15 protein-coding genes and 1 pseudogene are annotated in these 23,747 nt (G+C 72.3%); 8 read left to right on the top strand and 8 right to left on the bottom strand.

Annotation, left to right across the window (positions count from 1 at the left end):
• The first annotated feature begins 395 nt into the window (after window positions 1–395).
• Window positions 396–845 (top strand): PTS sugar transporter subunit IIA, encoded by a 450-nt coding sequence (locus tag ABVB68_RS35225; protein ID WP_353605292.1) that lies wholly within the window; start codon window positions 396–398, stop codon window positions 843–845.
• Between the two features lie 90 nt (window positions 846–935).
• A complete protein-coding gene (gene ptsP / locus ABVB68_RS35220) occupies window positions 936–2,606 on the top strand; it encodes a phosphoenolpyruvate--protein phosphotransferase (protein ID WP_353605291.1) in 1,671 nt (556 codons plus the stop codon).
• 94 nt (window positions 2,607–2,700) lie between these two features.
• On the opposite strand, the gene ABVB68_RS35215 is transcribed toward ptsP, so the two are convergent.
• Both ABVB68_RS35215 and ABVB68_RS35210 read right to left on the bottom strand, forming a co-directional pair.
• The gene (locus ABVB68_RS35215; RefSeq protein WP_353605290.1) at window positions 2,701–3,588 is read right to left on the bottom strand and encodes a DUF8829 domain-containing protein; all 888 of its coding nucleotides are present in this window, start codon (window positions 3,586–3,588) and stop codon (window positions 2,701–2,703) included.
• Window positions 3,589–3,794: 206 nt separating this feature from the next.
• Window positions 3,795–5,762, bottom strand: coding sequence for an acetoacetate--CoA ligase (locus ABVB68_RS35210; protein WP_353605289.1), 1,968 nt, complete (start codon window positions 5,760–5,762; stop codon window positions 3,795–3,797).
• A 213-nt stretch (window positions 5,763–5,975) separates the two neighbouring features.
• Here ABVB68_RS35210 and ABVB68_RS35205 point away from each other — a divergent pair, with 213 nt between their 5' ends.
• Entirely contained in the window at window positions 5,976–8,336 is a 2,361-nt protein-coding gene (locus ABVB68_RS35205; RefSeq protein WP_353605288.1) for a glycoside hydrolase family 31 protein, read from the top strand.
• A 144-nt stretch (window positions 8,337–8,480) separates the two neighbouring features.
• On the opposite strand, the gene ABVB68_RS35200 is transcribed toward ABVB68_RS35205, so the two are convergent.
• Window positions 8,481–9,017 carry an NUDIX domain-containing protein gene (locus ABVB68_RS35200; RefSeq protein ID WP_353605287.1) on the bottom strand — a complete coding sequence of 179 codons (537 nt, stop codon included), beginning with the start codon at window positions 9,015–9,017 and terminating at the stop codon, window positions 8,481–8,483.
• 224 nt (window positions 9,018–9,241) lie between these two features.
• On the opposite strand from ABVB68_RS35200, the gene ABVB68_RS35195 reads away from it, so the two are divergent.
• From ABVB68_RS35195 to glpK, 5 genes and pseudogenes are all read left to right on the top strand, one after another.
• Window positions 9,242–9,688: a Zn-ribbon domain-containing OB-fold protein gene (locus ABVB68_RS35195; protein ID WP_353605286.1), complete on the top strand. Its 447-nt coding sequence runs from the start codon at window positions 9,242–9,244 to the stop codon at window positions 9,686–9,688.
• The gene (locus ABVB68_RS35190; RefSeq protein WP_353605285.1) at window positions 9,685–10,875 is read left to right on the top strand and encodes a lipid-transfer protein; all 1,191 of its coding nucleotides are present in this window, start codon (window positions 9,685–9,687) and stop codon (window positions 10,873–10,875) included. Before ABVB68_RS35195 ends, ABVB68_RS35190 begins: the two co-directional genes overlap by 4 nt.
• A 129-nt stretch (window positions 10,876–11,004) precedes the next feature.
• Window positions 11,005–12,657 carry a GGDEF domain-containing protein gene (locus ABVB68_RS35185; protein WP_353605284.1) on the top strand — a complete coding sequence of 551 codons (1,653 nt, stop codon included), beginning with the start codon at window positions 11,005–11,007 and terminating at the stop codon, window positions 12,655–12,657.
• A 353-nt stretch (window positions 12,658–13,010) separates the two neighbouring features.
• Window positions 13,011–13,786, top strand: a pseudogene (locus ABVB68_RS35180) (MIP/aquaporin family protein).
• Window positions 13,787–13,920: 134 nt separating this feature from the next.
• The gene (gene glpK, locus ABVB68_RS35175; protein WP_353605283.1) at window positions 13,921–15,441 is read left to right on the top strand and encodes a glycerol kinase GlpK; all 1,521 of its coding nucleotides are present in this window, start codon (window positions 13,921–13,923) and stop codon (window positions 15,439–15,441) included.
• Between the two features lie 126 nt (window positions 15,442–15,567).
• Here glpK and ABVB68_RS35170 read toward each other — a convergent pair whose 3' ends face one another.
• The 5 genes from ABVB68_RS35170 to ABVB68_RS35150 are packed head-to-tail and all read right to left on the bottom strand — an operon-like array spanning window position 15,568 to window position 23,535.
• Window positions 15,568–16,173, bottom strand: coding sequence for a GTP-binding protein (locus ABVB68_RS35170; RefSeq protein ID WP_353605282.1), 606 nt, complete (start codon window positions 16,171–16,173; stop codon window positions 15,568–15,570).
• Window positions 16,154–19,837, bottom strand: a complete 3,684-nt coding sequence (locus ABVB68_RS35165; RefSeq protein ID WP_353605281.1) for a hydantoinase B/oxoprolinase family protein — start codon at window positions 19,835–19,837, stop codon at window positions 16,154–16,156. Before ABVB68_RS35165 ends, ABVB68_RS35170 begins: the two co-directional genes overlap by 20 nt.
• A 24-nt stretch (window positions 19,838–19,861) precedes the next feature.
• Window positions 19,862–20,257, bottom strand: coding sequence for a DUF742 domain-containing protein (locus tag ABVB68_RS35160; RefSeq protein ID WP_353605280.1), 396 nt, complete (start codon window positions 20,255–20,257; stop codon window positions 19,862–19,864).
• 9 nt (window positions 20,258–20,266) lie between these two features.
• On the bottom strand, window positions 20,267–20,701 hold the full coding sequence (locus tag ABVB68_RS35155; RefSeq protein ID WP_353605279.1) for a roadblock/LC7 domain-containing protein: 435 nt from the start codon (window positions 20,699–20,701) through the stop codon (window positions 20,267–20,269).
• Window positions 20,698–23,535, bottom strand: coding sequence for a nitrate- and nitrite sensing domain-containing protein (locus ABVB68_RS35150; protein ID WP_353605278.1), 2,838 nt, complete (start codon window positions 23,533–23,535; stop codon window positions 20,698–20,700). Before ABVB68_RS35150 ends, ABVB68_RS35155 begins: the two co-directional genes overlap by 4 nt.
• Between the last annotated feature and the right edge of the window lie 212 nt (window positions 23,536–23,747).

Here is a 23,747-nt window from a genome sequence, read left to right as displayed (position 1 = left end):
CACGCTGTTGAGTTCTCAAGGAACGGTCGCTTCCTTTGTACTCACCCTCTCGGGCTTTCCTCCGGGCTTCCCTTCGGTGTTTCCGACTCTATCAGTGTTTTTCCGCCTCCCTGACCACCCTTCTGCGAGCATGCAGAAGCGGACCCAGGGATAGGATCTGAAGAGTTTGGTTCCCGCCGGGCGGGGATGCTGTCGCACCTCTCCGCCCCGAGCAGGAGTACGACAGTACACGCAGCGTCGAAGCCGGTGCAAATCCATTGGGTTGGTGGTCTAGACCACTAGCTGGTAGCTTCGATCCGGAACCGCCACTTCACATGACATACCCTGCTGCTCAGTGCGCCGTCCGGGACAGCCAGTGCGGCCCGTAAGCAGCTCCACTCCTTGGGAGGCTTCCCATGACCACCGTGACGTCCCCGCTCGCCGGACGCGCCATCGGACTGGCCGCAGTGCCGGATCCGGTCTTCTCCGGGGCCATGGTCGGCCCGGGCACCGCGATCGACCCCGTGCGGGAGCCCTCCGAGGCCGTGGCGCCCGTGGACGGCGTCATCGTCTCCCTGCACCCGCACGCCTTCGTCGTGGTGGACCACAGCGGACACGGCGTGCTCACTCATCTCGGTATCGACACCGTGCAGCTCAACGGCGAGGGCTTCGAGCTGCTCGTCAACAAGGGCGACACCGTGACGCGCGGACAGAGCATCGTGCGCTGGAACCCGTCGGCGGTAGAGGCCGCCGGCAAGTCCCCGGTGTGCCCCGTCGTCGCGCTCGAAGCCACGGCCGAGTCCCTCTCCGACGTCCGCGACAGCGGTGACGTGAAGGCCGGCGACACCCTCTTCGTCTGGAACTGACGGCCTGAGACGACGGCACCGCCGTCGCACGACGGCGGGCAGGACAACCACTGCGGCGGCGGGGCCCGCCGCACTATCGGAGACGGTGAGATGGATACAACGCTGCGAGGCGTCGGTGTGAGCCATGGCGTGGCGATCGGCGAGGTTCGGCACATGGGTACGGCCGTGCTGGAGCCACCGGCCAAGCAGATCCCCGGTCAGGACCCGGAGCGCGAGCAGGGCCGCGCCCGCCAGGCCGTGGACGCCGTGGCCGCCGACCTGATGGCGCGCGGCAACCTGGCGGGGGGCGAAGCCCAGGCGGTGCTCGAGGCGCAGTCCATGATGGCGCAGGACCCCGAGCTGATGGCGGACGTGGACCGGCGGATCGCCGTCGGCAGCACGGCCGAGCGCGCGGTGTACGACGCGTTCGCCGCGTACCGGGAGCTGCTGGCCGGCGCCGGGGAGTACCTCGCCGGCCGCGTGGCCGACCTCGATGACGTGCGGAACCGTATCGTCGCCCGCCTGCTGGGCGTTCCGATGCCGGGTGTCCCGGACAGCGACCGGCCCTACGTGCTCGTCGCGCGCGATCTCGCTCCGGCCGACACGGCGCTGCTCGACCCGTCCCTGGTGCTCGGTTTCGTGACCGAGGAGGGCGGTCCGACCAGTCACAGTGCGATCCTGGCGCGTGCCCTGGGCGTGCCGGCCGTCGTGGCGCTGCCGGGCGCCGGTGAGCTGGCCGAGGGCACGGTCGTCGCGGTGGACGGCAGCACCGGGCACGTCTTCGTGAACCCGAGTGCGGGTAAGAAGGCGGAGCTGGAGGCCGCGGCCGCCGAGCGCAAGGCCGCGCTGACGGCCTCGACCGGGCCCGGCGCGACCGCGGACGGGCACAAGGTGCCGCTGCTGGCCAACATCGGCGGTCCGGCCGACGTGCCGGCGGCCCTGGAGGCGGGAGCCGAGGGCGTCGGTCTGTTCCGTACCGAGTTCCTCTTCCTCGACGACAGCAAGAACGCTCCTTCCGAGGACAAGCAGGTGGCGGCCTACCGGCAGGTGCTGGAGGCGTTCCCCGAGGGCCGGGTGGTCGTGCGCGTGCTGGACGCGGGTGCGGACAAACCGCTGGACTTCCTGACGCCCGCGGACGAGCCGAACCCCGCGCTCGGTGTCCGGGGTCTGCGCACGCTGCTCGACCACCCGGACATCCTGCGCACCCAGCTCACCGCGCTGGCGAAGGCCGCCGAGGGGCTGCCGGTCCACCTCGAGGTCATGGCGCCCATGGTGGCGGACCGTACGGACGCGAAGGCCTTCGCGGACGCCTGCCGGGACGCCGGGCTGCACGCGAAGTTCGGCGCGATGGTGGAGATTCCCTCGGCCGCCCTGCGGGCGCGTTCCATCCTGCAGGAGGTCGAGTTCCTGTCCCTGGGCACCAATGACCTCGCTCAGTACACCTTCGCCGCCGACCGGCAGGTGGGTGCGGTCTCGCGGCTCCAGGACCCGTGGCAGCCGGCGCTGCTCGACCTGGTGGCGGCGTCCGCGGAGGCGGCCGGGGCCGAGGGCAGGAGCTGCGGTGTGTGCGGCGAGGCGGCCTCCGATCCGCTGCTGGCCTGTGTGCTGACCGGTCTGGGTGTCACCTCCCTCTCCATGGGTGCGGCGTCCATTCCGTACGTCCGGGCGACGCTGGCCAAGTACACGCTGGCGCAGTGCGAGCGGGCCGCGGCGGCCGCGCGTGCGACGGACACCGCCGACGAGGCCCGCACCGCGGCCCGGGTGGTGCTGTCCGGCGAGTAGGCCCGCCGGCGTCGCTCGTGGTGCCGGGTGATCAGGGGCGTCCCGCCTTCGGGTGGGGCGCCCCTGGTGCGTTCCGCCGGCCTTCGGTGTGCGGTCAGTGGTGGTGTCCGGTGCCCTCCTCTCCGAGGTCGGGGGGTTCGCAGTAGTCGACGCCGGACTCCGGGGAGATGATGTCGCCGGACTCGACGTCGGTGCAGTAGGCGTCGAACACCTCCGAGGCGGTGAGCGGTTCGAGCCGGCCGGCGCGCAGCCGCCAGCCGTAGACGCGGTCCGCGGTGGCGGGGGCGCTGGTGCGCATGACGAGTCCGCCGGGGCTGCGGGTGCCGAGACCGAGCGCGAGGACGCTGGTGAATTCGAGGGTCTCGGCCTCGTCGAGCCGGGTGTCGCCTCCTGGGTCCTGCTCGCCGTTCAGGACGGAGATGACCGTGTCCGGCGGTCCGGAGACGCTGCACACCAGGTGCCGGTCCCCGGGCGGTGCGGTGTCGAGGATGCGGACCAGGAGTGCGGCGGCGCGGGTGAAGGCGGCCCTGCCGATGTCCTCGCCGCAGGTGGGGCAGGGTCCGAGGCGGGTCAGGAGGGTGGTGGCGTATTCCCAGGTGGCCTGGCGTACGGCTTCGTCCACGAGGGTGGGCAGCAGTGTGGCGAGGGGCCGGCCGTCGTAGGGGACGGTGGGGCCGGTGGCGGCGAGTTCCGCCGTGAACCGGGTGCGGCTGCTCGGGGCTTCCGGGTCGAGGCCGTTCTCGGCGCAGTAGACGGCGTAGTCCTGGGGATCGAACAGGGCGATCGTCGTGTGGCTGCCCTGGGCGGCCCGGGTCTTGAGGACGGTCTCCACCTGCCGCAGGTAGGTCGCGTGGTCGTCGAAGGTGAAGCTGCGATAGCGCCGCATGGCGCGGAAGTCGTGTTCGTCGGTGAGCACGCCGATGGTCCCGGCGATCTCGCGGTGCAGGACGCGTCGCATGGTCTGGTGCTCGGTGTGCGCCATGTCTTTCCCCCTGGTGCGCAGTCGATCAATGCTCACTCACCGTAACCGGCGGCACTGACAACGAGGGTCCGGTCGGCGGTCGCGGGGTCGGCACGACTGCCGTTTGCGCAGGTCGGGGCGGTGAGGGGAGGGGGCGAGGGCGGTGGCCCCGGTCCTCACGTGGTCGGTGGGTCCGGGGCCGGTGCGGGTGGTGACGTCCCGTTCGGTCAGGCGCGCTTGCGGGCGAGCTCCTCGTAGAACCCGAGCAGGGCGAGATCGTCGATGGAGCCGGGGTTGACGGCCTTATCCAGCGGTGTGCCCTGCAGGAGGCGCTTGACGGGGACCTCGATGCGTTTGCCGGTCAGGGTGTGCGGGATGCCGGGCACCTGGATGATCTCGTCGGGCACGTGCCGGGGCGAGAGTTGTTCGCGGATGGTCTGTTTGATCCGGTTCAGGAGTGGCTCGTCGAGGGTGGCGCCCGGTGCAAGGTGCAGGAACAACGGCATCCAGTAGCCGCCGTCGGGCTGTTCGATGCCGATGACGAGGGACTCCTTGATCTCGGGGAGCCGCTCGACGACTTCGTAGATGTCGGCCGAGCCCATGCGCACGCCCTGCCGGTTGAGGGTGGAGTCGGACCGGCCGTGGATGATCACGGACCCTCGTGACGTGAGGGTGGTCCAGTCGCCGTGGCGCCAGACGCCGGGGTAGGTGTCGAAGTAGCTGCCGTGGTAGCGGCTGCCGTCCGGGTCGTTCCAGAAGTGGATCGGCATGGAGGGCATGGGGTTGGTGACGACCAGTTCGCCGACCTCGTCGGTGAGCGGCTTGCCGCCGGGGTCCCAGGACTGCAGGTCGGTGCCGAGTCCCGGCGCCTGGAGCTCGCCGGTGTACACGGGGAGGGTCGGCACGGCTCCGGCGAAACAGGAGCAGACGTCGGTTCCGCCGCTGACGGAGGCGATCCACAGATCGTCGCGCACCTCGTCGTGCAGCCAGCGGAAGCCGTCCGGCGGCAGCGGCGAGCCGGTGGTGGCGACGCACCGCACCGTGGACAGGTCGTGGTCGCGTGCGGGGTGGACACCGGCCTTGCGGCAGGCCATGACGTAGGCGGCCGAGGTGCCGTACAAGGTGGCTCCGGTGCGCTCGGCCACGCGCCACTGGGCGCCGGTGTCCGGATAGCCGGGGCTGCCGTCGTACAGGACGATCGTCGTTCCGGTGAGCAGGCCGGAGACGAGGAAGTTCCACATCATCCAGCCGGTCGAGGTGTACCAGAAGAAACGGTCCTGTGGGCCGAGGTCGCAGTGCAGCCCGAGTTGCTTGAGGTGTTCGAGGAGGATGCCGCCCTGGGACTGGACGATGGCCTTGGGCAGGCCGGTCGTACCGGAGGAGTACAGGACCCACAGGGGGTGGTCGAACGGGACCTGTTCGAAGACGGGTGCGGTGTCCCCGGCCGTCAGCGCCGACCACTCGAGGGCGCCCTCGGGTGCCTCGGTGCCGAGGAGCGGGATGTGTACGACGGCGCGCAGGGTGGGCAGCTCGCCGCGCAGCTGGGCGACGGTCTCGCGGCGGTCGTGCTCCTTGCCTCCGTAGCGGTAGCCGTCGACGGTGAACAGGACGACCGGTTCCACCTGCTGGAAACGGTCGAGGACGCTGCGGGCGCCGAAGTCCGGGGCGCAGGAGGTCCAGACGGCGCCCACGGCGGCGGTGGCGAGGAGGGCGACGACGGCCTGCGGGATGTTGGGGAGGTAGCCGCTGACGCGGTCGCCGGGGCGTACGCCGAGGGCGCGGAGTTCGGCGGCCAGGGAACCGACCTGGCGGCGCAGCTCGGACCAGGTCACCGGGCGCGGCTCGTGCGTCTCGTCCACGTGGAGCAGCGCGGGTTCGTCCGCGCGGTCGTCCGCGGCGCGCAGGGCGTGTTCGGCGTAGTTCAGGGTGGCCCCGGGGAACCACTGGGCGCCTGGCATCGAGCGGTCGCCGAGCACGCGCGCGTAGGGGGACGAGAACCGTACGTCGAACCACTCCGCCACGGCCCCCCAGAAGGTGTCGAGCTGCTCGACGGACCACCGGTGCAGCGCCGGGTAGCCTCCCTGGGCCGGCGCGCCGTGGTGCTCGGCGGCCCAGGCCTGGAACTGGGTGATGCGTGCCTGGGCGATCCTCTCGGGATCGGGCTGCCAGAGCGGCTTGGGGTTCGCGGTCGACATGGGGCGGCTCCCGGCTGTGCGCGTCGTGGGCGTCGGTCCGCGCACGGGCTGGGGTGTGCGCGTGACGCGGCTGACAGGGACGATGCCATGTGATCGACTTCCGCACCAGGGTGCGCCCCACATAGTCCGGGTCGTGAAGATGTGGGCGTGGCACGGGTGAACGGCAGTTGAACGACACACGCGTGCGGGGCGCTCGGTGGCAGGGTGAGCAGCATGGACGGTCGTGACCTGGTGCGTTCGGTGAGTGTGGTCGGTTCGGGAGGGGTGGCTCGGGGGTTGCGTACCGTGCGGGCCGCCTGGCGCAGGAGGCGTGTCGACGCCGCCGGGCTGCCGCAGCGGGGGGCGGAGCGGGCGCGGGTCCCGGGGCAGGTGCGGACCGTGGAGCCGGGGCCGGGGGGCGGTCTGATCCGTTTCGCCCGGTCGGAACTGCGGATCACCGTGGCGGTGAGCGGGGCCGTCTTCTGGGGGTGGGACGGTGCGGGTCCGCGGCCGTCGTACGCGCTCGCGGGGAGCGGTCCGGAGCCGGATCCGCGGGCGGTGCTGGAGCCGGACAAGGACGGTGGCTGGCGGGTGGTCGCCGAGCGGGTGACGGTCGTCGTGTCACGGCACGGCGCGGTGCAGGTCTGTACGCCCGGCGGGGTGACGCTGCGGCGGGAGCTGCCGCCGCGCTGGTGGGAGCCGGTCGGCGGGGGTCCCGCGCGGTGGATGCAGCGGTCGGAGGTGGCGGCGGACGCCCGGTTCTTCGGTCTCGGGGGGCGGGCCTCGGGTCCCCGGCTGCGGGACGGCACGTACCGGCTGTGGAACACCGACCCGGGCCGGGCGTTCGGGCCCGGTGACGATCCGCTGTATCTGACCATGCCGGTGCAGCTCGTGGTGGCCGACGCCGGTACGCATCTGGTGTTCCACGACACCACGTGGGACGGCACGGTGCTGCTGCGGGAGGGTGAGGAGGGCGCCGGGTCGGGGCACGACCGGGTGGGCCGCTGTGAGGTGCGGATGGAGGGGGGTCCGCTGCGCTGCTGGGTGATGGTGGGCGCTCCCGCGCGCGTGCTGCACACGTGGGCGGCGCTGACGGGGGCGCCCGCGGTGCCGCCCTCGTGGGCGCTCGGGCACCATCACGCGCGGTGGGGTTTCGGGACCGAGCAGGAGGTCCGCAAGGTCGTCGCGGGCTACCGGGAGCGTGGTCTGCCACTGGACGCCGTGCACCTGGACATCGACCACCACCAGGACCACCAGTCGTTCACCGTGGACCACGACCGCTTTCCGAAGCTGCCCGTGCTCGCCGAGGAGCTGCGCCGGGAGGGGGTCCGGCTGGTGTCCGTCGTCGATCCGGCCGTGCGGGCCGAGCCGGGCAATGCCGTGTACGACGGTGGTGCGGCCGTGGACGCGTTCGTGCGGGACGCCTCGGGGCGCACGGTACGGGGCTTGGCGTGGGCGGGAGAGTCGGTCTTCCCGGATTTCACGCACGCGCGCGTGCGCAAGTGGTGGGGCGGGCTGTACGAAGAACGGCTGGGGCAGGGCTTCGCGGGGTTCTGGCACGACATGAACGAGCCGACGTCGTTCACCGCCTTCGGGGAGCGGACGCTGCCGCGTTCGGCCCGGCACTCCTTGGAGGGGCGCGGCGGTGACCACCGGGAGGCGCACAACGTGTACGCCCTGTGCATGGCCCGGGCTGGCTACGAGGGTCTGCGTGAGCTGTCGCCGCGAGAGCGGCCCTTCGTGTTCTCCCGTTCCGGCTGGGCCGGGTCCCAGCGGTACGGGGGCACCTGGTCGGGGGATGTGGCGACGGGGTGGCCCGGGTTGCGGGCGTCCTTGTCGCTGGTGCTGGGGCTCGGGCTCTGCGGGGTGCCGTACTCGGGGCCCGACGTGGGCGGCTTCGACGGCAGCCCCTCGCCCGAGCTGTACCTGCGGTGGTTCCAGCTCGGCGCGTATCTGCCGCTCTTCCGCACCCACGCGTCGTTGCGTGCGGGGCGCAGGGAGCCGTGGGAGTTCGGTGCCGAGGTGCTGGAGCACGCGCGCGCGGCGCTGCTCGAACGCCGGCGGCTGGTGCCCTACTTCGTGACGCTGGCGCGTCTGGCCCGGCGGACCGGCGCGCCCTATGTGCGGCCGCTGTGGTGGGAAGCTCCGGAGGACCGGACCCTGCGCGACTGCGAGGACACGTTTCTGCTCGGTGACGCCCTGCTGGTCGCTCCGGTCCTGGACCCCGGTGCCGACCGGCGTGCGGTGCAGCTGCCGCGGGGCCGGTGGTACGACACGGCGACGGAGCAGGCGTACGAGGGCCCGGCGCAGGTTCTCGTCGACGCGCCGCTGTCCCGGATACCGGTGTTCGCGCGCGCGGGAGCGGTGGTGCCCGTGCGCGGCGCCGACGGCGGGCTGGAGCTGGAGGTGTGGGCGCCGGCGCAGGGCCGTACGGGGGGCGGTCTGGTGGTGCGGGACGCGGGCGACGGGTGGGACGATCCGGAGATCGAACGCTACGTCGCCCGCCGGCGGGGCCGGGAGGTGGTGGTCACCCGGGAAGGGGAGGGCGGCACCGGTGAGCCGCCCTGCCCGGTGCGGGTGCGCGGGCTCGGCTGAGCCCGCGCGGGCCGGGTACGGAGGGTTCGGCCGGGAGGTGCGTCGTACGGCCGGCCCGGCTGGGCCGCGTCCGGTGTCCCCGAGGCAGGCGGCGGGAAGGTTCGGCGGGGGGGCGCCGGGCGGGGCCGCTCACAGGCGTGCGGGTCAGATGTAGCGGCCCTCGAACCAGGCTCGCGCGGCCACGGTGTGCAGAGGGAAGGCCAGCTCTTCCGGCCTGCGCAGCAGGTGCCGGCCCTCGGTCTCGTCGGTCGGGCCGGACGGCGCGAGCCCCTCGGCCGGGCGCTCCGGGAGGAGCCCGAAGAGCAGCAGATGCCCGTCGGGCGAACTCATGGCGTCGACCAGGCGGACGTCGCGGGCGGCCGCGCCGATACCGGTCTCCTCCTTCAGTTCCCGTACGACGGCCTGTTTCCAGTCCTCCCGGTCGTCGACGTAACCGCCGGGCAGGGCGGTGCCGCCGCGCGCGGGAGCGATGGCCCGGGTGACGACGACCAGGGCTGTGCCCTTGGTGTCGTACACGGGCTGGAGGGCGATGGCGACCGGCAGCGGATTGCGGTAGGCCACCGACCCGCAGCGGGGGCAGGTGCGCGGCCAGCCGGAGACGCCGTCTCCGTAGGGCGCTCCGCAGCTCGAACAGTGCGAGCCCGGCGCGGAGTTGACAGACAGGTGTTGGTTTTCGGACACGCGCGGACTGTATCCGATCACGGGGAGGACGTCTTCCGGCCGCGATGGATCGGGATTCGACGGGTCCGGGAGGGGCGGTCGGAGTCACCCCCGTCGATCCCGTCCGCCCCTCCTGTAACACGACGCCGAAGGGGGCCGTTCGGTTCACCGAGGCGGTCTGCCCTTTTCACGTGCCGCGTGGCAGACTTCTGACGCCTCGTCAGTTCTCACCTCGGGGAGGGGCTTTGCCGCGCACGCGCACACCGGCGGTCGCCGGATGGTTCACCGGGGAGGGGGGCGGTTTCCGGCTGCTGGGCACCCGCTGCTCGTCCTGCGCCTCGGTCTTCTTCCCGCGCGAGGACGTCCACTGCCGCAACCCGCACTGCGCGGGTGGCACCCTGGAGGAAGTTCCGCTGTCGAGAACGGGACGAATCTGGTCGTACACCGACAGCCGGTACCGGCCTCCGCCACCCTATGTGAGTAATCCGGAACGTGTGTGGCAGCCGTACGCGTTGATCGCGGTGGAGCTGGAGACCGAGGGGATCGTGGTGCTGGGGCAGGCCCCCGCAGGGGTCACCGTCGCGGATCTGACGGTGGGCATGGAGGTGGAGGCCGTCCCCGGGGTGCTCCACGAGGACGCCGAGACGACGTGGACGATGTGGTACTGGCAGCCGAAGGGGGTGGCGGCATGACGGCGGACGTGGCGGTGCTCGGCGTGGGCATGCATCCCTGGGGGAAATGGGGCCGCGGCTTCGTCGAGTACGGGACGGCGGCGGCCCGGGCCGCGCTCGCGGACGCCGGTCTGCCATGGCAGGACGTCGGCGCGATCGTGGGCGCGGACACCGTGCGCGGCGGATACCCGGGATACGTGGCGGGAGCGACGTTCGCCAAGGCGCTCGGCTGGCAGGGGGCCAGGGTCGCCAGTGTGTACGCGGCCTGCGCGTCGGGCGCTCAGGCGATCGCCGCGGCGCGTGCGCAGATCCTCGCGGGGCTCACGGACGTCGTGCTCGTCGTCGGAGCGGACGCCGCACCCAAGGGGTTCTTCCGGCCGGCGGGCGGGGACCGCCCCGACGATCCGGACTGGCTGCGCTTCCGCCTGCTGGGCGCGACGAACCCGGCGTACTTCGGGCTGTACGCCAGGCGGCGGATGGCGGTGCACGGGGACACACCGCAGGACTTCGCCCTGGTGAAGGTGAAGAACGCGGCGTTCGGCGCGCTGAACCCGTACGCCCGCTACCGCAAGCGGGTCACGGCCGAGGAGGTCGCCGCCTCCGCGGTGGTCGCCGATCCCCTGCGGCTGCTCGACATCTGCGCCACCTCCGACGGCGGAGCCGCCCTGGTGCTGTCCAGTGTGGACTTCGCCCACCGGCACGGGATCCCCCGGCCGGTGCGGATCCGGGCCGTGTCCACGGTGACCCCCCGCTTCCCGAACACGGTGCTGGACCTGCCCGACATCGCCACGGAGTGCGCCGCCACGGTGGATCCACCCGCCGAGCCGTTCCGGGCGTCCATCGCCCGGACCGCCTACGAGGAGGCGGGGACCGGCCCGGAGGACCTGGACCTGGCCGAGGTGTACGACCTTTCCACGGCACTGGAGTTGCAGTGGTACGAGGATCTGGGACTGTGCGGCGAGGGTGAGGGCGCGAAGCTGCTGCGCGAGGGCGTCACCGCACCCGGCGGCCGCATACCCGTCAACACCAGTGGCGGGCTCGCCTCGTTCGGTGAGGCGGTGCCCGCCCAGGCCCTCGCCCAGGTGTGTGAGCTGACCTGGCAGTTGCGGGGCGCGGCCGGTGACCGGCAGGTCCCGGGCGCCCGCGTGGGCATCACCGCCAACCAGGGGCTGTTCGGGCATGGATCGTCGGTGATCGCGGTGCGCTGACCGGGACGGCCGGGCGGGTCGTGCGGCAGGAGACCTCGGGTGCGCCACGCTCCGTGATCGGCCCGGAAAGCTGCGTGAACGTCTCATGAACTGCGCCTGGGCGCACCCGGGTGGAGCCATCATGCTCCCGTGCACTCCTGGACGGATACTCTCCGCTTCGCCTTCCAGCCGGTGGTCAACCTGAGGACGGGCGCGGTCGCGGCGCTGGAGACACTTGCCCGCCCGGAGACCGGCGACGTACTGGCCGAGGCTCGCCGCGACCCCGAACTCGACGGTGCGCTCACCGTGTTGGCGCTCCGCGCGGCGGCACGCAAGGAGACGCTGCTCCCGCTGCACCTCAACGTGTTCGCCGCCACGCTGGCGGACCTCGGTGGTCTCACGCCGCTGCACGACGCCGTGCGCGCGGCCGGGCGCATGCCCTGGGAGGTGACGCTCGACATCGTCCCGCCCTACACGCATGTGCCGCAGCGGGCACTGCTGGAGGCCGTGACGACGCTCCGCGGGCAGGGCTTCCGGATCTGCGCGGACGGCATCGGTGACGGCGACGTGCCGCTCAGGCTGCTCACCGACCTCTCGCCCGATCTGGTCAAGCTCGACGCCTCGCTGCTGGCCCGGCCGGCCGCCGTGCGGGCGATGCGCACGCTGTGCGAGGAGCTGGGCGCCCTGGTGGCGGTGGAGGGCGTGGAGACCGAACTGCAGTGCGCGGCGGCGGTGTCGGCCGGCGCACAGCTGGCCCAGGGTGAGCTGTTCGCGCCGCCGGCCCGGATCCCCGTGGCCGACGTGTACGTTCCGCCTCGCTCACCGGACGCCCCGCCTCCGCCCCGCTCGGGGCCTTCGGTCCGGGAGTTCGTGCGCCCGGCCGCCGTTCTGCCGGTGACGGCCTCTGCGAGGGAGGTACGGGAGTTGCTGACCGGATCGCCGGACGTCTCCGGCGTGCTGCTGTCGGACCAGAGCGGAAGGCCCGTCCGGTCGGTGCACCGCTCGCGCTTCCTGCTGTCGATGTCGGGCCCCTACGGTCACGCCCTGTACGCCGACCGCCCGGCCTTCAAACTCGGTGACGCGCCCCGGACGGTCGGCCACGACGCCACCGCCTGGGAAGTGCTGGACGTCGTGGCGGTCGGCGACCGCGACCGGACCTCCGACGATGTGGCGGTGGTCGACGAGCACGGTCGCTGCGTGGGCGTCGTGCGGCTCGCGGACCTCGTGCGGGCGCTGGCCGAGAGCCGGGTCGAGGAGGCGGCCGGCCTCAATCCGCTGACCCGGCTGCCCGGTTCGGACGCGATCACGGGCGAGGTGGACCGGTGGATCGCGGAGGGGCGCGCGTTCGCACTCAGCTGGCTGGACATCGACCATTTCAAACAGGTCAACGACGGTGCCGGTTTCGCGGCCGGGGACGAGCTGATCCGGTCGGTGGGCCGGGTGCTGCAGGAGACGATCGGGGGGCACGCGCGCGTGGCGCACATCGGCGGGGACGACTTCCTGCTGCTGGGCGACGAGGCGGCGCTGGGCCCACTGGCCGCCACCGTGCTCGACGCGCCCTGGTCGGCGGGCGGCCGGCTGGTCACGCTGTCGCTCGCGACGGTCGTGTGCGCCCCCGGCAGCGTCAGCGACCACCGCCAGGCCGCCGCCCAGCTCGCTCCGCTGAAGAAGGCGGCCAAGGCGCTCAGCGGTGCGAGCTGGGTCCTCGGCCACGCGGGGCTGTCCGGCCACGAGATCCGGCGCGGCGGCCCGCAAAGGGCACCGGCCCAGGCCGGTTACGCGGCCGCCGAGCCACGCTCGTGAACTCCCCCGCACCAACGCGCCCGAACGGCGCGGCTCCCCGGGCCTGGTGAGCCGCTGCCACCGTCCCTGCCGGCAGCCTTGACGCCCCCCGGACGCCGGTGAACACTTCCCGGTGTCAGCCGGCACCGCCGTACCTTTCTCGGCGTCATCAGGCACCGCGCCATGGGTCTGTCCTGCTCCACGGCCCGTCCCGGCGTGGCGACCCGGCTGCGACGGCACGCTCGTCATGGGTACCGGGCGGGGCGCGGGGCCTGCCCGCCTTCGGCTGAAGTCGCCAAGGGAACCGTTCCCGCACCGAGGGCCGGGGCTGACCGCCCCACCGGGCCAAGGGAGCCGCCACGAGCAACGGAGACATCTTCGTCGGCGAGGTCATCGGCACCGCGATCCTGATCCTGTTCGGTGCCGGCGTCTGCGCCGCCGTGACCCTCAGACATTCCAAGGCCCGGGCGTCGGGCTGGGTCGTGATCGCGTTCGGCTGGGGTTTCGGGGTGCTCGCGGGCGCGTACACGGCCGCTCCGCTCTCCGGCGGTCAGCTCAATCCCGCGGTGACCGTCGGCATCGCCGTGGACACCGGCGAGTGGGGAAAGGTCTGGGTGTACCTGCTGGGCCAGCTCGTCGGCGCGATGCTCGGCGCCGTACTGGCCTATCTGGTGTATCTGGCGCAGTTCCAGGCCAATGTCCACGAGGAGGGAACCGCGCCGGGAGCGGGCGGTGAGCCGGTGCCGACCGGGGAACCGCGCCGGGAGCGGGCGGTGAGCCGGTGCCGACCCTGGGCGTCTTCTCGACGATCCCGGAGATCCGCAACCCCGTCGCCAATCTCGTCACCGAGATCATCGCCACCATGGCCCTGGTGCTGCCCGTTCTCGCCTTCGGGCTGACGAAGGGACTCGGTGAGTCCGGCACCACCGTGCTGATCGTGTCCTTGCTCGTCGTCGGCATCGGGCTCTCCCTCGGAGGCCCGACCGGCTATGCCATCAACCCGGCCCGCGACCTCGGCCCGCGCCTCGTGCACACGTTCCTGCCGATCCCGAACAAGGGCACCTCCGACTGGGGTTACGCCAGGATCCCGGTCGTCGGCCCGCTCATCGGCGGAGCGCTCGCCGGCCTCGTCTACAACGTGGCCTTCTGACCTCCTCGCGGGCCGGCCCCGACCCCTCACGCCCCCACCCGCTCCGGGCTCGGCCGCTTTCCCCCGGGCCTTCCACGGACCTGCTCCCCCAGCGACCCGATCAAGTGACCTGACCCAGCGACCCAGGGACAGCCATGACGGACACCGCCGAGAAGTACGTCGCCGCCATCGACCAGGGCACCACGTCCAGCCGCTGCATCATCTTCGACCACAGCGGCGCCATCGTCGCCGTCGACCAGCGCGAGCACCGCCAGATCTTCCCCAAGCCGGGCTGGGTGGAGCACGACGCCACCGAGATCTGGTCCAAGGTGCAGGCCGTCGTGGCCGGGGCACTCGCCAGGGCCGGGCTGCGCGCCGACCGGCTGAGCGCGCTCGGCATCACCAACCAGCGGGAGACCACGGTCCTGTGGGACCGCGCGACCGGCAAACCCGTGCACAACGCGATCGTCTGGCAGGACACCCGCACCGCCAGCCTGTGCCACGAACTGGGCGGCACGGACGGCCAGGACCGCTTCCGCGAGCCGACAGGGCTGCCCCTGGCCAGCTACTTCTCCGGCCCCAAGGCGGCCTGGCTGCTGGACCAGGTGCCCGGTCTGCGCCGGCGGGCCGAGCGCGGCGAGATCGCCTTCGGGACCATCGACTCCTGGCTGATCTGGAACCTCACCGGCGGCACCGACGGCGGCCGGCACGTCACCGACGTCACGAACGCCTCCCGCACCATGCTGATGAACCTGGACACCCTCCAGTGGGATCCGTCCGTCCTGTCCGCGATGGACCTTCCCGAAGCCGTGCTCCCCGAGATCAGGTCCTCCGCGGAGGTGTACGGCACCGCGGTCGGGCACCTCGCCGGGGTGCCGGTGGCCTCCGCGCTGGGCGACCAGCAGGCGGCCGTGTTCGGGCAGGCCTGCTACGACGTCGGCACCGCCAAGAACACCTACGGCACCGGCAGTTTCTTGCTGCTGAACACCGGAGGCCGGCCGGTGCCGTCCAAGAGCGGGCTGCTGACGACGATGGGCTACAAGATCGGCGGGGAGGCGCCGGTGTACTGCCTGGAAGGGTCCATAGCGATAACGGGCGCCCTCGTCCAGTGGTTCCGCGATCAGCTCGGGATCATCCGCACCGCCGACGAGATCGAGACACTGGCCGCGGGCGTCGAGGACAACGGCGGCGCCTACATCGTGCCCGCGTTCTCCGGGCTGTTCGCTCCGTACTGGCGCTCCGACGCGCGCGGGGTCGTCACAGGGCTGACCCGGTACGTCACCAAGGCGCACCTCGCGCGTGCGGTGCTGGAGGCGACGAGCTGGCAGACCCGGGAGGTCGTGGACGCCATGTACCAGGACTCCGGGGTGCCGATCACCGCCTTGAAGGTCGACGGCGGCATGACGAAGAACAACCTGCTCATGCAGCACCAGGCGGACGTGCTGGGTGTTCCGGTGATCCGGCCCCAGGTGTCCGAGACCACCTGCCTGGGCGCCGCCTACGCGGCCGGGCTGGCCACGGGCGTGTGGAGCGACCTGGACGAGCTGAAGTCGCACTGGCGCCAGGACGCGCGGTGGACGCCCGCCATGGAGGCGCCGGTACGCGAGCGTGAGTACCGCAACTGGCGCAGGGCCGTGGAGAAGAGCCTCGGCTGGCTCGCGGAGGACGGCGCCTAGCGGGAGGGCGGTACGCGGGACAAGGGGCGGAGGGCGCATGGAAGAACGCCGCACGCGCGCGTGAGCGCCTCCCACGGGACCACGGCTCGTACCCCGGTCGGCGAGGGTACGGGCCGTGCCCGTGTCTCAGCGGGTGACGGCCCGGCGACGGTCGGCCGTGTACTCCATGGCGTGCTGGACGACGCCGATGAGCACCTCCTTGACCGACTCCCGGTCGCGCGCGTCGCACAGCAGGACGGGCACGTCGTCGTCCAGGTCGAGGGCCCCGCGCACGGCATCGGCCGGATAGCGGGCCGCCCCCTCGAAGCAGTTGACGCCGACGATGAAGGGTATGGACCGCCGCTCGAAGTAGTCGACGGCGGCGAAGCAGTCCTCCAGGCGGCGGGTGTCGGCGAGGACGACGGCGCCCAGCGCGCCCTCGGACAACTCGTCCCACATGAACCAGAACCGTTCCTGCCCGGGCGTGCCGAAGAGGTACAGCACCAGGTTCTCGCGCAGGGTGATGCGGCCGAAGTCCATGGCCACGGTGGTGGTGTGCTTCCCCTCGACCCCGCTGGTGTCGTCGACCGGACGCCCGGCCTCGGTGAGCAGTTCCTCGGTGCGCAGCGGCCTGATCTCACTGACCGCGCCGACGAGGGTCGTCTTGCCCACGCCGAAGCCGCCGGCCACGAGGATCTTGAGCGTGACGGGCTCGACCGGGGGCTTGCCGCGCTCAGAACGCCCGAAGATCATCGCTTTCTTCTCCTGCTTGGTGGTGGTCCGGCGACGGTCGGCCGTAGCCGCCGCCACCAGGGGTTTCGATGACGAGCACATCGTCGGGGCCGACGTCTGCCGAGCCGCTGCCGCCGAGGTCGGTGACCGTGCCGTCGGCCCGCTCCACGCGGTTGGCGCCGAGCGCTCCGGGTTCACCGCCCGCCATGCCGTAGGGGGGCACACGGCGGTGCTGGGAGAGCGTGGAGACGGTCATGGCTTCCAGGAACCGGATGCGGCGCACGGCGCCGTCGCCGCCGTCCCACCGTCCGGCGCCGCCGCTCCCCCGCCGGACGGCGAACTCCTCCAGCCGGACGGGCAGCCGCCACTCGAGGACCTCGGGGTCGGTGAGCCGGGAGTTGGTCATGTGGGTCTGTACGACGTCGGCACCGGGGAAGCCGTCGCCGGCTCCCGATCCGGAGGCGACGGTCTCGTAGTACTGGTGGCGTTCGTTGCCGAAGGTGACGTTGTTCATGGTGCCGGATCCCTCGGCCTGGACGCCGAGCGCGCCGTACAGGGCGCCGGTGATGGCCTGGGAGGTCTCGACGTTGCCGGCGACGACGGCGGCGGGGGGCTCGGGTGCCAGCATCGAGCCGGGCGGCACGACGATGGTCAGGGGCCGCAGGCAGCCCTCGTTGAGCGGGATGTCGTCGCCGACCAGGGTGCGGAAGACGTACAGGACGGCCGCGTCGACGACGGCGTGGGGGGCGTTGAAGTTGGTGGCGAGCTGTGCCGAGGTGCCGGTGAAGTCGATGGTCGCCCGGCGCTCGGCGCGGTCGACGCGCACGCGGACGCGGATGACGGCGCCGGAGTCGGTCTCGTAGGAGTGTTCGCCGTCGTCCAGGGCGTCGACGACGCGCCGCACCGCCTCCTCGGCATTGTCCTGGACGTGGCGCATGTAGGCCTGGACGACGTCGAGTCCGTACTCACCGATCATGCGGCGGACCTCGTCCACGCCCTTGTGGTTGGCGGCGATCTGCGCGCGCAGGTCGGCGAGGTTGGTCGGCACGTTGCGGGAGGGGTGGGCCGCCTCGGTGAGCAGCCGGCGGGTCTCCTCGTCGCGGAAGCGGCCCTCCTCGACGAGGAGCCAGTTGTCGAAGAGGACGCCCTCCTCCTCGATGGTGCGGCTGTGGGCCGGCATGGAGCCGGGTGCGATGCCGCCGATCTCAGCGTGGTGGCCGCGCGAGGCGACGTGGAAGAGGATCGTGGGTTCACTGTCCGTGTCCGCCGCCGGGTCGGTTCGCACGGTGTCGAACACGGGCGTGATCACGGTGATGTCGGGCAGGTGGGTGCCGCCGTGGTACGGGTCGTTGACGGCGTAGGTGTCACCCGGCCGCATGGAGGTGGCGCGGCGTCGGATGACCTCTTTGACGCTGGTGCCCATGGAGCCCAGGTGGACGGGGATGTGGGGCGCGTTGGCCACCAGGTTGCCCTCCGGGTCGAACAGGGCGCAGGAGAAATCCAGGCGTTCTTTGATGTTGACGGACTGGGCCGTGGACTCCAGGCGGGCGCCCATCTGTTCGGCGACCGACATGAAGAGGTTGTTGAACACCTCGAGCAGGACGGGGTCGGCTTGGGTGCCGATGTCGGAACTCTGCGTGATCGCCGTGCGTTCCATGAGCAGATGCCCGTCGTCGGTCGCCGCGGCCCGCCAGCCGTCGTCGACGACGGTCGTCGCGCCGGCCTCCGTGATGATCGCGGGGCCGGTGACGGTCTCGCCGGGGGGAAGGCCCTCGCGGCGGTGGAGGGGTGCGTCGCGCCAGGCGCCGCCGGTGTGGAGGCGGACGGTTTCCGGCGCGGTGGGCCGGCCCTCGTAGGGGGTCAGGGCCGAGAGATCGGGGGGTTCGGTGATGCCGGTGGCTTCGACGGAGAGGGCTTCGACGACGATCGGGCGGTCGAGGGTGAAGGAGTACGTGGCGCGATGACGTTCTTCGAAGGCCTGCCGCATGGCGTCGGGCTCGGCGAGTTCGACGGTGAGGGTGGTGTCGGTGCCGTCGTAGCGCAGTTGGGCGCGGCGGGTGACCCGGATGCGGTCCTGCGGGACGTCCTCGTCGAGGAGTTCGGTGCGGGCGGCCGCCTCCAGATCGTCGGCTACGGCGCGCACGCCGGGCATGGCCGCGGTGTCCAGGGGTGCCTCGACGGACTGCTCGCGCATGGCGGTGGTGTCGGCGAGACCGATGCCGAGCGCGGAGAGGACGCCGGCCATGGGGGGCACGAGGACGGTGCGGATACCGAGCGAGTCGGCCACCCGGCAGGCGTGCTGGCCGCCTGCTCCGCCGAAGGTGGTCAGGGTGTAGCGGGTGACGTCGTGGCCCTTCTGGACGGAGATCCGCTTGACGGCGTTGGCGATGTTGGCGACGGCGATCTGCAGATAGCCCTCGGCCACCTGCTCCGGGGTGCGGTCGTCGCCGGTGCGCTCGTGGATCTCACGCGCGAGGGCGGTGAACCGGTCGCGGACCAGGGCGCCGTCCAGTGGCCGGTCGCCACCAGGGCCGAACACGGCGGGGAAGTGTTCGGGCTGGATGCGGCCGAGGATCACGTTGGCGTCGGTGACGGTGAGCGGGCCGCCGGCGCGGTAGCAGGCCGGTCCCGGGGTGGCTCCGGCGGAGTCGGGGCCGACTCGGTAGCGGGAGCCGTCGAAGTGCAGGACGGAGCCGCCGCCGGCGGCCACGGTGTGGATGTCCAGCATGGGGGCGCGCAGTCGGACGCCCGCGATCTGTGTGGTGAAGACGCGCTCGTAGCCTCCGGCGAAGTGGGAGACGTCGGTGGAGGTGCCGCCCATGTCGAAGCCGATGACACGGTCGAAGCCGGCGCGCTGCGACATGCGGGCCATGCCGACGATGCCGCCGGCCGGCCCGGACAGGATGGCGTCCTTGCCGCGGAACTGCCCGGCCTCCGCCAGCCCGCCGTTGGACTGCATGAACATCAGCCGGACGCCGTGGAGTTCGTCGGCGACGTGCCGGACGTAGCGGCGCAGCACGGGCGAGAGGTAGGCGTCGACGACGGCCGTGTCCCCCCGCGGGACGAGTTTCATCAGCGGGCTGACCTCGCTGGACAGCGAGATCTGCGGGAAGCCGGTGCGGGCGGCGAGGTCGCCGATCGCCCGCTCGTGGGCGGGGTACAGGTGGCTGTGCAGGCAGACGACGGCGACCGCGCGGATCCCGTCGTCGTAGGCCTGCCGGAGGGGGCCGGCGAGGGCGTCGAGGTCGGGGGCGCGCAGGACGGTGCCGTCGGCGGCGACCCGCTCGTCCACCTCGACGACCCGGTCGTGGAGCGTCTCGGGCAGTTCGATGCGGCGGGCGAAGATGCTGGGGCGGTTCTGGTAGGCGATGCGCAGGGCGTCGCCGAAGCCGCGGGTGGTGACGAGGAGGGTGCGTTCGCCCTTGCGTTCCAGCAGGGCGTTGGTGGCCACCGTGGTGCCCATGCGGACGGCCTCGACGGGCTCCCGGGAGTCGCCGAGGAGCTCGAGCACCCCGGCGACGGCCGCGTCGGCGATGGGGGTGCCGTCGCTCGACCGGGGCCGGGAGCCGGACAGGGCCGGGGTGTCGGACAGCAGTTTGCGGGTGAGCAGCCGGCCGTCCGGGCGGCGCGCGACGATGTCGGTGAAGGTGCCGCCTCGGTCGACCCAGAACTGCCAGCCTGTCACGTCAGTACTCCGCTTCCGCGCCGGTCACAGCGCCCGGAGGCCGTTGATCACGTCGCGCAGAATACTCTCGTCCGGCAGTTCGGCCGGCGGTACCGGACGCGTGACATGGACGAACTGCGCAGCCACGAGGTCCCCGATGAGGACGCGGACCACGCCGATGGGAAGGTCGAGCTCCGCGGCGATCTCGGCAACCGACTGCGGCGTGTCCCGGCAGAACCCGACGATCTCCACGTGCTCGGGGGACAGCGTCGCGTCCGCCTCGGGGTCGCCCGCGTCGGGCTCCGTCACGACCACCGCGATGAGGTCGAGGCGGTGCTGGGCCACACTCGTGGTGCGGCCGCGCGTCATGGCGTACGGACGGACGACCGGTCCGGCCTCGTCGTCGAACCAGTGGTCTCTTCCCTGACCGTCTCCGCTCATGCCATCCCACTACCCGCCTGCGGTCAGATCGGTGCGCGGGGCGGCGCCCAGATGCACGCCGACCCGCTTGACCAGGAGCGTCATCTCGTAGGCGACCTGTCCGACGTCGGAGTCGGCGTCGGACAGGACGGCGAGGCAGCTGCCGTCGCCGGCGGCGGTGACGAACAGGAAGGCGTCGTCGAGCTCGACCACCGTCTGCCGCACGCTGCCGGCCTCGAAGTGCCGGCCGACGCCCTTGGCGAGGCTGTGGAAGCCGGAGGCGACGGCCGCGAGGTGCTCGCTGTCCTCCCTGGTCAGGTCCGTGGAGACGCCGGTGGGCAGCCCGTCGCCGGACAGGACGACGGCCTTGCGGATGCTGGCGACCCGGTCGACCAGGTCGTCCAGGAGCCAGTTCAGCTCCCCCTTGTTCGTCGCTGTGTGGTCGGTCGCCTTCGGTGCGGTCATCGACCGTCCCCCTTAGTGGTTCCGTGTGCGGTGCCGTTGCGGGCCCCGTCGTCCGCGGCGTTGTCCTCGCGGCCGCGTTGCCAGCCGCGCTGGAGCGAGGCCATCCGGCTGCGGACCTCCTCGGCATCCCGGTCGGCGGGCTGGGCCGGGCGCTCGGAGCGCCGTTGTGTGTCCTGCTTGAGCTGGGGCGCCAGGCTGGCCTGGCGGATGCGCCGGGGCAGTGGTCCGATGCCCGGTTCCGTGGTGGTCTCACCGGACCGCGTGGTGATACCGGCTCGGGTCCGGGCCGCCTTACCGGTGGCCGGCGTCTCCTCCGGGCCGCCGGAGGCCAGCGCCTTGGGCCGGGTCCGCCTGGGCAGCGCCGGGGGCGCGGAGGTCTCTCCGGTCCCCCCGGCCGGAACACCCTCGGCTCCGCCCACGCGGTCGGCGGCGTCGGCGGGGCGCCGGGGAGCCGCACCGCGGCGCCGGGCGGGCAGGGGTGCCAGTCCGCCGGTGTCGGTGCGGCGCGGGCCGCCGGAGGGCTGCTGGTCGGGCTCCGCGCGCCGGGAGCGCTGGTCGGTGACGGGCTTGCCGTGCGAGCTGACGAGCTTGGGCGTCTGCCGCCGGGGCAGCGGCACGGGGCCGCGGTCGCCGGTCTCCTCACGCGCGGTGCGGTCACCCGGCAGCGTGGCCGTTCGGTCGTCGTCACCGGGACGGGAGCGGCGAGGGCGGAAGAGTCCGCCGCGCTCGCTGTCCTCGTCCGCGAGAACGCCGGGGAAGTCGTCGAGGGCGTGCAGATCGACCGGCGATTCCAGTTCGACCGGACCGTCCAGCAGGGAGGTCGGCAGGCCCGGCAGCTGCAGCGGCGCCGGGGACCGTCCGGGGGCGCGGCTCGCGGCCTGCCCGAAGCCCTTGGCGGGACGGTCCCTGTCGAGACGGAAGCCGATGCCGTTGGTGTCCGGTACGTCGTCGGTCAGCAGGGTGTCGGGGACGAAGACGACGGCGGTGGTGCCGCCGTAGGGCGACGGCTGCAGGGAGACGCGGACGTTCTGGCGCTGGGCCAGACGGCTGACCACGAACAGGCCGAGGCGGTCGGTGTCGGAGAGCTCGAACTCGGGGGTCTCCGCGAGACGCAGGTTGGCGTCCAGAAGTGCCTCGGCCGTCATACCGAGACCTCGGTCGTGGATCTCCAGCGTGAACCCGTTGGCGACCCGTTCGCCGAGGACCTGGACGGCGGTGTGCGGAGGTGAGAAGACGGTGGCGTTCTCCAGGAGTTCGGCCACCAGGTGGGTGAGGTCGGCGACGGCGGGGCCGGTGACGGCGATCCGCGGCAGGCGCCGTACCTCGATGCGTTCGTAGTCCTCGACCTCGGCGACGGACGCGCGGACGACGTCCATCAGCTGGACCGGCCGGCGCCACTGCCGGGACGGGGCGGCGCCGGACAGGATCACCAGGCCCTCGGCGTGGCGGCGCATGCGCGTGGTGAGGTGGTCGAGGCGGAAGAGGTCGGCGAGTTCGTCGGTGTCCTCGGTCCGGCGTTCCATGGTGTCGAGCAGGGTGAGCTGCTTGTGCAGCAGCACCTGGCTGCGGCGGGCGAGGTTGACGAAGACCTCGGAGACACCGGCCCGCAGTTCGGCCTGTTTGACGGCGGCCTCGACAGCGGCGCGCTGGAGGGTGTTGAGGGCCTGGCCCACCTCGCCGATCTCGTTCTTGTCGTACTCCAGACGCGGCACTTCGGTCTCGACGTCGACCTGTTCGCCGACCGACAGCCTGCGCATCACGCTGGGCAGCCGGACGCCGGACGCCTCGTGCGCCTCGAGACGCAGCTGCCTCAGGTCGCGCACGAGGGCACGGCCCACCCGTACGGAGAGGACGAGGGAGAGCAGGAGGGCGACGAGGCCGAGGAGGCCCGCGACGGCGGCCTGCACGATGACGCCCATGGCCACGGGGCGCACACGGTCCTGGAAGCGGTCGTTCGCGTGGTCGTCGAGGGTGCCGAGTTCCTTGAGGACGCCCGCCGCGGCGGAGTCCCAGCTCTTGGCGGTGACCGCGCGCGGGGTGCCGGAGTCCGTCGCGATCACGGACCGTTCGGCCACTCGCAGCGGGGCGCTGGTGGCGTTCTTCCAGAAGCGTTCGTAGCGTCCGCGTTCGGCGTCGGGCAGCAGCGGCAGGCTGATCTCGTAGAGAGCCGCGCGCTGCGCGGCGAGGTCGGCGATGTCGCGGGTCTCGTCGCGGGTGAGACGGCCGACGACGAGGGAGGAGCCGAGGAGGGCGTCCTCACGGGCGAGCAGTTCCCGGGCGCGGGACAGGGTGACCAGGGCGCGGGCCTGCTTGTCCATCTCGATGTCGTCGATGCCGTCGAGGTCGGCGAGCAGCGTGTAGCAGGGATCGACGAGCCGGTTGTAGAGGTCGTAGGCCTGGGCGCGGGTGACCGTGCCCTCGTCGACGCTGTGGCGCAGGGACGCGAGGCCGTCGAAGGCTTCCAGGACGGCGGTCAGTCGTTCGCGGTCGTCGGCGTCCATGCCGTCGCGGACGTCGTGGTCCCGCGCGTTCTTCCGGATCTCGGCGACCGCCCGGTCGGTGGCGCCGCGGGTGCGCTGCAGTGCGGAGAGGGCGTCGGCGGCCCGTGGGTCGGCGAGGTGGACGAGGGTCTGGCGGCGTTCCTGCTGCAGGACCCGGACGGTGTCGTCGACGGGATAGCCGATGTCCTGCACGACGTGGGACACCCGGAACAGCTGGGTGACTTCGCGTCCCGTGAGTACCGTGGCGAAGCCCCAGACGGCGGCCAGCGACAGCAGCGGCACGAGAAGCAGCGCCACGATCTTCCGGCGGATCGACTTCCCGCGAAAGCGCATGGCCTCCCCCAGCTCGACCCCCGCCGGTCGGGGGTGCACATGTGCGTCAACAAACGGCGCGAGCCTACTACCGCCGCACAGTTAACTCGAAAGCGTGTCCGGAGAGCGAACTTCCTTAGACGTCGTCTCATTTGGAGAGCTGGGTAGTCTGCCCGCGTGGTGATGGTCGAGCGCATGGTGCCGGACGAGTTGTGGGAGCTGTTCGAGCGGGT

Origin of the sequence: Streptomyces sp. NPDC096012 (assembly GCF_040426375.1) — a bacterium.
Taxonomy (GTDB): Bacteria; Actinomycetota; Actinomycetes; order Streptomycetales; family Streptomycetaceae; genus Streptomyces.
Note: the sequence above shows the minus strand (reverse complement) of the source record. Positions and strands in the feature narration are given on the sequence as shown.

Excerpts from the sequence above, each read along its gene's own strand:
- ABVB68_RS35225 (WP_353605292.1), top strand. The coding sequence starts at position 396 with ATGACCACCGTGACGTCCCCGCTCGCCGGACGCGCCATCGGACTGGCC.
- ptsP (WP_353605291.1), top strand. The coding sequence starts at position 936 with ATGGATACAACGCTGCGAGGCGTCGGTGTGAGCCATGGCGTGGCGATC.
- ABVB68_RS35215 (WP_353605290.1), bottom strand. The coding sequence starts at position 3,588 with ATGGCGCACACCGAGCACCAGACCATGCGACGCGTCCTGCACCGCGAG.
- ABVB68_RS35210 (WP_353605289.1), bottom strand. The coding sequence starts at position 5,762 with ATGTCGACCGCGAACCCCAAGCCGCTCTGGCAGCCCGATCCCGAGAGG.
- ABVB68_RS35205 (WP_353605288.1), top strand. The coding sequence starts at position 5,976 with ATGGACGGTCGTGACCTGGTGCGTTCGGTGAGTGTGGTCGGTTCGGGA.
- ABVB68_RS35190 (WP_353605285.1), top strand. The coding sequence starts at position 9,685 with ATGACGGCGGACGTGGCGGTGCTCGGCGTGGGCATGCATCCCTGGGGG.
- glpK (WP_353605283.1), top strand. The coding sequence starts at position 13,921 with ATGACGGACACCGCCGAGAAGTACGTCGCCGCCATCGACCAGGGCACC.
- ABVB68_RS35170 (WP_353605282.1), bottom strand. The coding sequence starts at position 16,173 with ATGATCTTCGGGCGTTCTGAGCGCGGCAAGCCCCCGGTCGAGCCCGTC.
- ABVB68_RS35160 (WP_353605280.1), bottom strand. The coding sequence starts at position 20,257 with ATGAGCGGAGACGGTCAGGGAAGAGACCACTGGTTCGACGACGAGGCC.
- ABVB68_RS35155 (WP_353605279.1), bottom strand. The coding sequence starts at position 20,701 with ATGACCGCACCGAAGGCGACCGACCACACAGCGACGAACAAGGGGGAG.
- ABVB68_RS35150 (WP_353605278.1), bottom strand. The coding sequence starts at position 23,535 with ATGCGCTTTCGCGGGAAGTCGATCCGCCGGAAGATCGTGGCGCTGCTT.